Raw genomic sequence first — 8,259 nt, 5'->3', positions numbered from 1 at the left:
TAAGGAAAATAAATTTTTTCGTTAACACCCGGTGAAACGACGTTGAATTTTGGATGGAAAAGATTGATGCCGTTTTCGACGCGGTAAAGTTCCGGCATCGTGAAAGCTTTGTACGACTCGTACTGGCCGATCGTCGATTCGGTGCCGGCAATTTCCTGATACGACGACGTGATAACAAAATCGGCGGCATTCATCGCGATGAGATCGGCCGTAAATTGCGTCGAAAAATGGTATTGTTCTTCCAGGTCCTTCCAGAATAACGCGGCATACAGGTATTTACTTTTCTCCAACGCGTGGGCTATGTTGCATTGAGTAACACCAAAACGACGTGCGAGTATTGTCGCGGCCATGTTACCATCGGTATAATTGCCGATCACCAGGTCCGGACGGCGGCCGATTTCGGCCTGCAATTCAACGTACGCATCTTCGGCAAACTGCTCGATATACGGATAAATTTCAAATCGTGAAATCCACCGATTAGTTACTTCGGTATTGTTCGAACGAAACGGCACACGGAGAATCCATGTATTTTTTGTTTCAACAACTTTTTCAAGACGCTGATTGCACGTCGTATCGCCAGCTTCGGGGATCAGGCGTGTCAGAATTATAATTTTAGGCAAGACGTCCAGCCCGGAGTTTTTGAGAGATTGAATCATTGCACGTTCCAACGCTTTCACCTGATCGAGAATATAGACTACCTGTCCGCCCGTATCGGGAAGTCCCAAAACACCTTCCTGGGCAAAGTATCCGTGCGGTGAAACGATGACGATATTAAAAATCATCGGAATATTCGTTAAAAAGCTTTTCAACGTCTCGTGATCGGGCGATTCGAACAACGCGTGCAGCCGCTGAAGGTTTTCAATGACGGATTGAGCCGTCGAGCCCAATCCTTTTTCAAATCCGAGATTCTGCAATTCATGTTTGAAATTAACGTATGATTCTTTTTCCGGCAAACTGTTTAAAAGCGCTATCGCTTTGTCCACGCTGTCAAATAATTTATCTACATCGGTTATGCGGTCGTTCATCAAGAGTTGATCGCCGTTATAATGATGCACTTGAAGAAAATTGATCAGAAGCTTACGCCATTTCTCTGCATCTGTAAACATCTGACTCGATAAATAACGGTTGAGATATTCCACGCCTGAACCGATACTTTTGGGATCGCGTACGCTTGGAAAGCGTTCATAAAAAGGTTTGAAATTGAGCGAGAGCATTGAAGTAAAATGACCGGGCAAACGATGCATTTCTTTGGCTTTCAGGTAATCGACGGTACTGATCTTTTCGTACGTCACGTCGTCGAGATTGAAGCGGTAATAATCGGAAATAGCAATGCGTTCGCGCACCTCTATAAAAACCGAATGACGAATCACGACGGCTTCTTGTATCGTATCGATGACTTTTTCGATATCGCGTACCGGATGTTCGTCCGAACGCGCGCACATGGCTTTGAAAATATCGAGCATGTTGCCGCGGACAAATAGTTTTTTTTCGCTTTCGGCTACGGCGCTCAGGTATCGGAAAAAATCGACTTTATGGTGATCGATAACTTTGGTGAATTGTTTGGTCATACGGCAACTCCCGATGGCATTGTAGCAAACTGATAATGTGCGATACCTTCCAAAATTCCCGAAGCATACCCTTTTTCGGCAAAATAAATCCGGCGCTTGCCTCGTAATTTTTCGAGTTCGGCACTGTGATTGCCGACGACAATGCCCAGCATCTCGCCTGTCAGCATATCCTCATCGTTACCTGAATCGCCGGCAACGATAATATCGTCGTGAGAAATATTCCACCGATACGCCAGGTACCGGACGGCAAGCCCTTTGGATGCACGGATCGGCAGCAAATCAAGAAACTGATGATGCGAAAAAACAAAATTACAGCGGATTTTGTGCCTGACAAGTTCACGCCGAACGGACTCCACTTCTTCGTCCGGCACGTGTACGTAATAGCTAACTTTAAAAGGTCTCTGCGTTTCTTCTTCCTGATATTCCAAAAATGAAAATCGTCGTAGAAGCGAGACAATCTTCTCACGGTTCCATTGATAATCGATATGCGAAGCCCACCCGGTCGAAGCGGTAAATTGCTCTTCATATGCATAATACATTTCTGCTCCGACTGAAGTAATCAGGAAATCAGGCATAGGGCATCCGTTCGCTTTCAGAATTTCTACGGCCGATTCGACGGTTCTTCCTGTTGCCACGCCAAACCCAATCTCGTCACGGTGTTTGCGAATAAATTGTATAAACTGGTTCTGGGCCGTTCGATCGCCGATCAGCGTATTATCGATGTCTGTCACGATCAACTTACGGGCCTTCATAAACTTTTTCCCAACTTCGGCAAATGTTTTATGACCGGCTTTCGATTTTTTGGCAAGCGGGGCGATCGTCTCGAGATAACGACCTGCATGTGCCGGCCATGAATAAAATTGCCCGGTTTTTTGAATCCCGCTTTCTGAAAAACGTTTCCACAGATCGCCGTTAGTCAGAATACGTTTGATCGCCACCGCAATATTAGCGGTGTCTTGCACGTCGACCAGCAGTCCACAGTCGAGATTGGCAATAATATCCTGCGGTCCGCCATACTGCGTTGACACGACCGGCAATCCTGACGCCGCCGATTCCAACAACGTGATACCAAAATTTTCTGTAAAAGCGGAATTGACAAATACGCCTCCGGTCTGCGCGGCGATTCGGTAAAGCTCCGGTATTTCGAATTCGACGTCATGGCGTTTAGGGATAGCTAATTTTCCATACAGATCATATTTATCCATCAGCAGTAACATCTCCGTAAGAACTTCACGTTCGTTGTCTTCCATCGTCTGAATATCTTTACGGATGCCGGCGAAGATCGCAAGATTGGCAAGATTTTGCAGTTCCTTGTCTTCGCCATAGGCCGTGATCAAACCGGCGATATTTTTTTTCTTAACCGGGCGGCAGATGGTCAGAATCAACGGTTTATTCATGTGCATGAAAAAACGCCACAATTGATCACGAATGGCGATGCGTACCGGCTGCCATTGATCGTCCCACATTCGTTCTTCCGTGTACGGATAAAATTTTTCAAGATCCGTTCCCGGCGGGATCACGACGTATGGCGGCCAGTCTTTATTTCGATAGGCACCGTATTGTTTTTCTTTTTCGTCGTGCGTACTTGTAATAACAACGTCGGAGTAATACAAAATCGATTCTTCGACGGCAATACGCTGGCACATATTAAATTGTGCGTTGATGGCTTCCTCGCTCGATCCGGCTTCCAGCAGTCGCTCCAATTTCGGATAACCGAGCGAATGTCCGGTATGCACCATCGGAATACCGAAAAATTTGGTCAATTCGGAACAAACAAACCCTGCGTCTGCATAATGGCTGTGAATAATATCCGGCAACCGTCCGTTGGATTGAATGTATTTGATAGATTTATCGACAAATTCTTCAAGGTGATCCCAAAGCAATTCTTTCCGGATATACCGTCCGCCGCCGCAGGGAATACGAACGATCGAAAATTTTTCATTAATTTTTTCAATGGTTCTGGAATAATCCGGCGATACACGTTTGTCATTGATCCAGCGCGTTACCAGTTCAATTTTTGCGATACCCGGCATTTGACTCAACGCTTTACCTAGTTCGACGACGTATTTCGTCTGTCCTCCGGTATCGGCATCGCGGCCGAGTTCAAGATTTTCCGAGCGAATGAGGCCGTGAATACTATATATTTGGACATACAACGGTTTACTTGTGCGCATGAGAAAACAAACTCCTGAAGGGCTCATAAAAACGATCGTCCTCCGGCAAGGCGCCTTCGATGCCGCACAACGCGGCAGAAAATTCCGAGGCCGTTCGGTGAATCATATCCTGGGTCCATCCGGCTATCCGGCCCGCACACATGATCGCAGCAAATCCGTCACCGGCACCGACCGTATCGACGACATGATCAATTGTCGTTTGATGAAAAGTTTTTTCTCCTTCGGCAAATATCCAAGACCCTTCGTTACCTAACGTTACCGCCAATTGAAGCAGAGAAAATGTCCTGATCAAACGTAACGCGGCCGCTTCAATTGAAAAAGTTTCTGAAAAAAGCAACGCATCTATAATACGCAGTTCTTCATAATTCAATTTGACGACGTCGGCCAACTCCAATGAAATACGTAGAAGATCGGCCGAATAAAAATTCTGACGCAGATTAACATCCAGGAAAGATTGTTTGGCACGTCGCACGATTTGATACAATGTATTTTGTGATGCCATCGACCGTTGTGCTAACGTACCAAAATAAAAAAGCTCACAACTTTCGACCAACGCTTCGGCTTCCGGGGTTGTCGCAATGGCATCATAAGCCACGCCGCCTGTAATCGTAAACGAAGGAATGCCATCTTGGTTTAATTGCACAACGGCAGTGCCTGTAGGTTTTTTGGAATCAATTTGCAGGCCGTGAATGTCCAGATGGCGATCGGAAAGAAATTTTTGCACGTTCTGTCCGCGTTCATCATTCCCGACACGGCTAATGAGAGCGCCTTTTCCGGTTAGCCGAATAATGTGATAGATCAAATTAAACGGTGCACCGCCAAGTCTCTCACGGTCCGGATATACATCAAATACTATTTCGCCGAACGCTGCAATCATGAAAACCTCTTATATTATAATAAGGATTTTTTCCAGAACTGCAAGCAAAACAGGCCGGCATGGATTAAACCAATAGATTTTCTCCCTTACTAGCGTTATATTGCAGCCAATTCGCAGGAGATTATGCACGAAGACCATACGGAACTCGACCCGATTCCACAGCCCATTGAGGATAATGCCAGCCGACGTTATGAAAATGAATTGAAGCGAAAAGGTTTTCATTTTCTTTCAGCCGGTATTCCGGTCGGTTATTACCTGACGGACTATATGACGTCCATGATTGTGATCGGAAGTTTATTAGGCGTGGCAATCGTCACGGAATATCTCCGTTTTTATAGCGCACGCTTTAATACGTTTTTTCATAAAATTTTCGGACGAATGTTGCGGGACGAAGAAAAGACCGGTTATTCGGGCGCTACGTACCTGCTCATTTCTTCTTTTCTTGTGATTATGATCTTTCACAAACCCATCGCTATTTTATGCCTGTTGTTTTTAGTTTTTGGCGATGGATTGGCCGCGGTGGTCGGTAAGAAATTCGGACGCACGCGGCTTTTCGGCAAAACGATTGAAGGATCGCTAGCCTTTGCCGCTGTATCCGTCGCAGTCGGTTTTGTATTTCCCGGCGTACCATTTTTAATACGACTGGCCGGCGCATTGACCGCTGCAGTGGTGGAAATCTTGCCGATGCAAACGAGCGACAATTTACGGATCCCGATTATCAGCGGAAGCATTATGGAAATTTTATATGTACAAAGCTTGCGTGACGCCGATTTATTTAATCAGGGTGAAGTTTTGGTACATTTGTTCTTGAAAATAAGTTAATACAATGAAAATCCCTCAACATAAAATCGACGAGATCAAACAAGCCACGGACATCGTGGAATTGATCGGCTCTTACGTCACGCTGAAATTGCGTGGACGTAATTACGTCGGCTTATGTCCTTTCCATAACGAGAAAACGCCGTCGTTTACCGTCAGTCCGGATAAACAAATTTTTTATTGCTTCGGCTGCGGCACGGGCGGCGACGCATTTTCATTCATCAAAACTTACGAAAAAGTCAGTTATCCCGAAGCGATCCGCACTCTAGCCGAACGCGCCCATATTGAATTGCCTGCATTTCAAGCCGACAAAGATGAAAACTCGGAAATCGAAGCGTTGTATTTTGTTTACAAAACCGCTGCGCGGTTTTATTACGATCAATTGCAATCATCGGCGGGACAAGCGGCACGGGATTATTTACGAAAGCGCGGATTCGACGAAAAAACTTTAAAATCGTTCGGCGTCGGCTATGCGCCTGATGAATGGGACGCTCTCGCTCGTTGGACGCAATCTCAGCGGATCGATCTTAAGATTCTCGAAAAAGGAGGTTTAATCACGGCCAAAAGCGGCGGTTATTACGATCGATTCCGCCATCGGCTGATATTTCCGATTTTCAATATTTCCGGGCGCGTCATCGCTTTCGGCGGTCGCCTGTTGCGGGAAGAACCCAACTCTCCAAAATATTTGAACTCTCCCGAGCATCCGATTTATCATAAAGGCAAAACGCTATACGGTTTGTCGCATGCCAAAGATGCTGTGCGCCGTCAGGACAACATGATCATCGTCGAAGGCTACGCCGACTGTCTCAGCTTGCATCAGTTCGGTGTCACTAATGTTACGGCTTCCAGCGGTACCGCATTTACAATGGATCAGGCCAATCTCATTCGCCGCTTTACTCAAAATGTAACGTTGATCTACGACGGCGATGACGCAGGCATTCGTGCAGCGGAACGCGGTGGTGCACTGATGCTCGAAGCCGGATTGAACGTTCACATCGTCGTATTGCCGGACAAACATGATCCCGATTCTTACATTCGAAAAGAAGGCGTTACCGCGTTTGAATCGCTTATTCAAAAAGGACTTGGTTACATCGATTTCCGGATCGCAATGTGGAATCATCAAAACAAGCTCGACAGCGTTAACGCACGAACCAATGCCATTCGAGAATTGCTGAATATCGTCGCGCGAATCAACGATGCGATCAAGCGTGACTTATTCGTCAAAGAAATTGCATCCAAAATGGGCGTGGATGCCGCGCTCGTACAGAAGGAACTGCGATCCGTCACACGCCATGCAACGCCGGGCGATGAACGGCCTAAAATTACGGTCACGCCGGTGGCCGTGGTCAAACCGCCTATTTCCGAGCGCATTACCAAAGCGGAAAGAAATATCCTCCGTACATTATTGGCAGGACAACGCAGAGACGCCGATCATGTTTTTTCATACATTCGCGCGGACGAATTTCAAAACGATGCCATCCGGAAAGTCGTTGAATGGGTTTTCAATCGATTCATGCTCAATGAACCTTTTTCATCGGATCACATTTCCGGACATTTCGATGAAACGATCGAACGTGCTATTTCGAAATTGCTTATCGAAGACACCGGGCAATATGAAATCGACGAACTGCTCGCCGTCATTCAATCGCGGCAATTGGAATCGAAAATGGAAACACTCAGGAATACGATTTTGAATATGGAATTGGAAAAAGAAGATACGACCGAATTAACGGCTATGTATAATTTTCTGAATCGGCAACTCCTGTCACTGCGCAATAAAAAACAATTGATCAAACTCGATGAAAAGCCCTTGCAAGAACGAATTGATTTTTGATGACAATCAGTGAAAGAGCATTATAACTTAATCTATGACTACAAAAATTTTTGACGTACTTATCGTCGGCGCGGGACCGACCGGTCTCGCTTGTGCCATCGAATGTAAAAAAAATGGTTTATCCTCCGTCGTGATCGACAAAGGTTGCATCGTCAATTCGATTTATCATTTTCCGGCTAATATGATTTTTTTCACGACGTCGGACTTATTGGAAATCGGCGGTGTCCCTTTTACGACAACTAATCCGAAACCAACACGTGAAGAAGGATTGAACTATTATAAACGTGTCGTCGAACATTATGACCTTTTACTTCGTACCAATGAACGTGTCAATCGTATCAGCAAAAGCGATAATATTTTTCAGATTCAAACAACTCATCGCGATGGAAAACCATTCGAATATCGGGCTCGATTTATCATCGTAGCAACGGGTTATTATGATAATCCAAACTATCTTCACGTTCCAGGCGAAGACCTCCCGAAAGTTTCGCACTACTACACCGACCCGCATCCGTATTTCGGCAAAAATATTCTGATCGTCGGAGGTAAAAATTCCGCCTGCATTGCCGCGCTGGAATTGCACCGCTACGGTGCTCGTGTGACGGTCGTACACAGAAAACCGGAAATCAAACAAAGCGTCAAATACTGGATCCTTCCCGATTTTCTCAATCGTGTCAACGAAGGTGCGATCACACTGCATGTCAATTCAGTCATTGAATCCATCCTTCCTGAATCCGTCAAAATCTGCAACACTCAGACCCATGCAACGACTGAGATGGCCAACGATTTTGTCTTCGCGCTGACCGGCTATCGTCCCGATGAATCTTTTCTGCGCGGATGCGGAATTGATGTTGACCACGAAACGCTCGTACCACAGCATAATCCTGAAACCTTAGAAACAAACGTACCGGGACTCTACGTCGCCGGATCCATCTCCGCCGGAAAAGAAACCAATAAACTCTTTATCGAAAACGGACGTTTTCACGG

Annotated in this window: 6 protein-coding genes; 3 read left to right on the top strand and 3 right to left on the bottom strand. The window is 45.9% G+C overall.

Features of this window, described 5'->3' with window-relative positions; all coding sequences use genetic code 11:
* The 3 genes from K1X84_16055 to K1X84_16045 all read right to left on the bottom strand — a co-directional run.
* Positions 1-1,568 (bottom strand): sucrose synthase (locus tag K1X84_16055; GenBank protein ID MBX7153142.1); only part of this gene is annotated, 1,568 nt, incomplete at its 3' end.
* Positions 1,565-3,742 (bottom strand): HAD-IIB family hydrolase, encoded by a 2,178-nt coding sequence (locus K1X84_16050; protein ID MBX7153141.1) that lies wholly within the window; start codon positions 3,740-3,742, stop codon positions 1,565-1,567. The genes K1X84_16050 and K1X84_16055, both read right to left, overlap by 4 nt.
* On the bottom strand, positions 3,729-4,619 hold the full coding sequence (locus K1X84_16045; GenBank protein ID MBX7153140.1) for a carbohydrate kinase: 891 nt from the start codon (positions 4,617-4,619) through the stop codon (positions 3,729-3,731). Before K1X84_16045 ends, K1X84_16050 begins: the two co-directional genes overlap by 14 nt.
* Before the next feature lie 123 nt (positions 4,620-4,742).
* Here K1X84_16045 and K1X84_16040 point away from each other — a divergent pair, with 123 nt between their 5' ends.
* From K1X84_16040 to K1X84_16030, 3 genes are all read left to right on the top strand, one after another.
* Positions 4,743-5,441, top strand: coding sequence for an SEC59/DGK1/VTE5 family protein (locus K1X84_16040; protein ID MBX7153139.1), 699 nt, complete (start codon positions 4,743-4,745; stop codon positions 5,439-5,441).
* A 4-nt stretch (positions 5,442-5,445) separates the two neighbouring features.
* Positions 5,446-7,272 (top strand): DNA primase, encoded by a 1,827-nt coding sequence (gene dnaG, locus K1X84_16035; protein MBX7153138.1) that lies wholly within the window; start codon positions 5,446-5,448, stop codon positions 7,270-7,272.
* A gap of 34 nt (positions 7,273-7,306) precedes the next feature.
* On the top strand, positions 7,307-8,259 hold a 953-nt coding region (locus K1X84_16030; GenBank protein MBX7153137.1), incomplete at its 3' end, for a YpdA family putative bacillithiol disulfide reductase.

It is taken from the genome of bacterium, assembly GCA_019695335.1.
GTDB lineage: Bacteria > CLD3 > CLD3 > SB21 > SB21 > JABWBZ01.
The sequence above is the reverse complement of the archived record's forward strand: the minus strand, read 5'-3'. Positions and strand labels throughout refer to the sequence as shown.

Coding starts and splice junctions, on each gene's coding strand:
- K1X84_16050 (MBX7153141.1), bottom strand. CDS start 3,742: ATGCGCACAAGTAAACCGTTGTATGTCCAAATATATAGTATTCACGGC.
- K1X84_16045 (MBX7153140.1), bottom strand. CDS start 4,619: ATGATTGCAGCGTTCGGCGAAATAGTATTTGATGTATATCCGGACCGT.
- K1X84_16040 (MBX7153139.1), top strand. CDS start 4,743: ATGCACGAAGACCATACGGAACTCGACCCGATTCCACAGCCCATTGAG.
- dnaG (MBX7153138.1), top strand. CDS start 5,446: ATGAAAATCCCTCAACATAAAATCGACGAGATCAAACAAGCCACGGAC.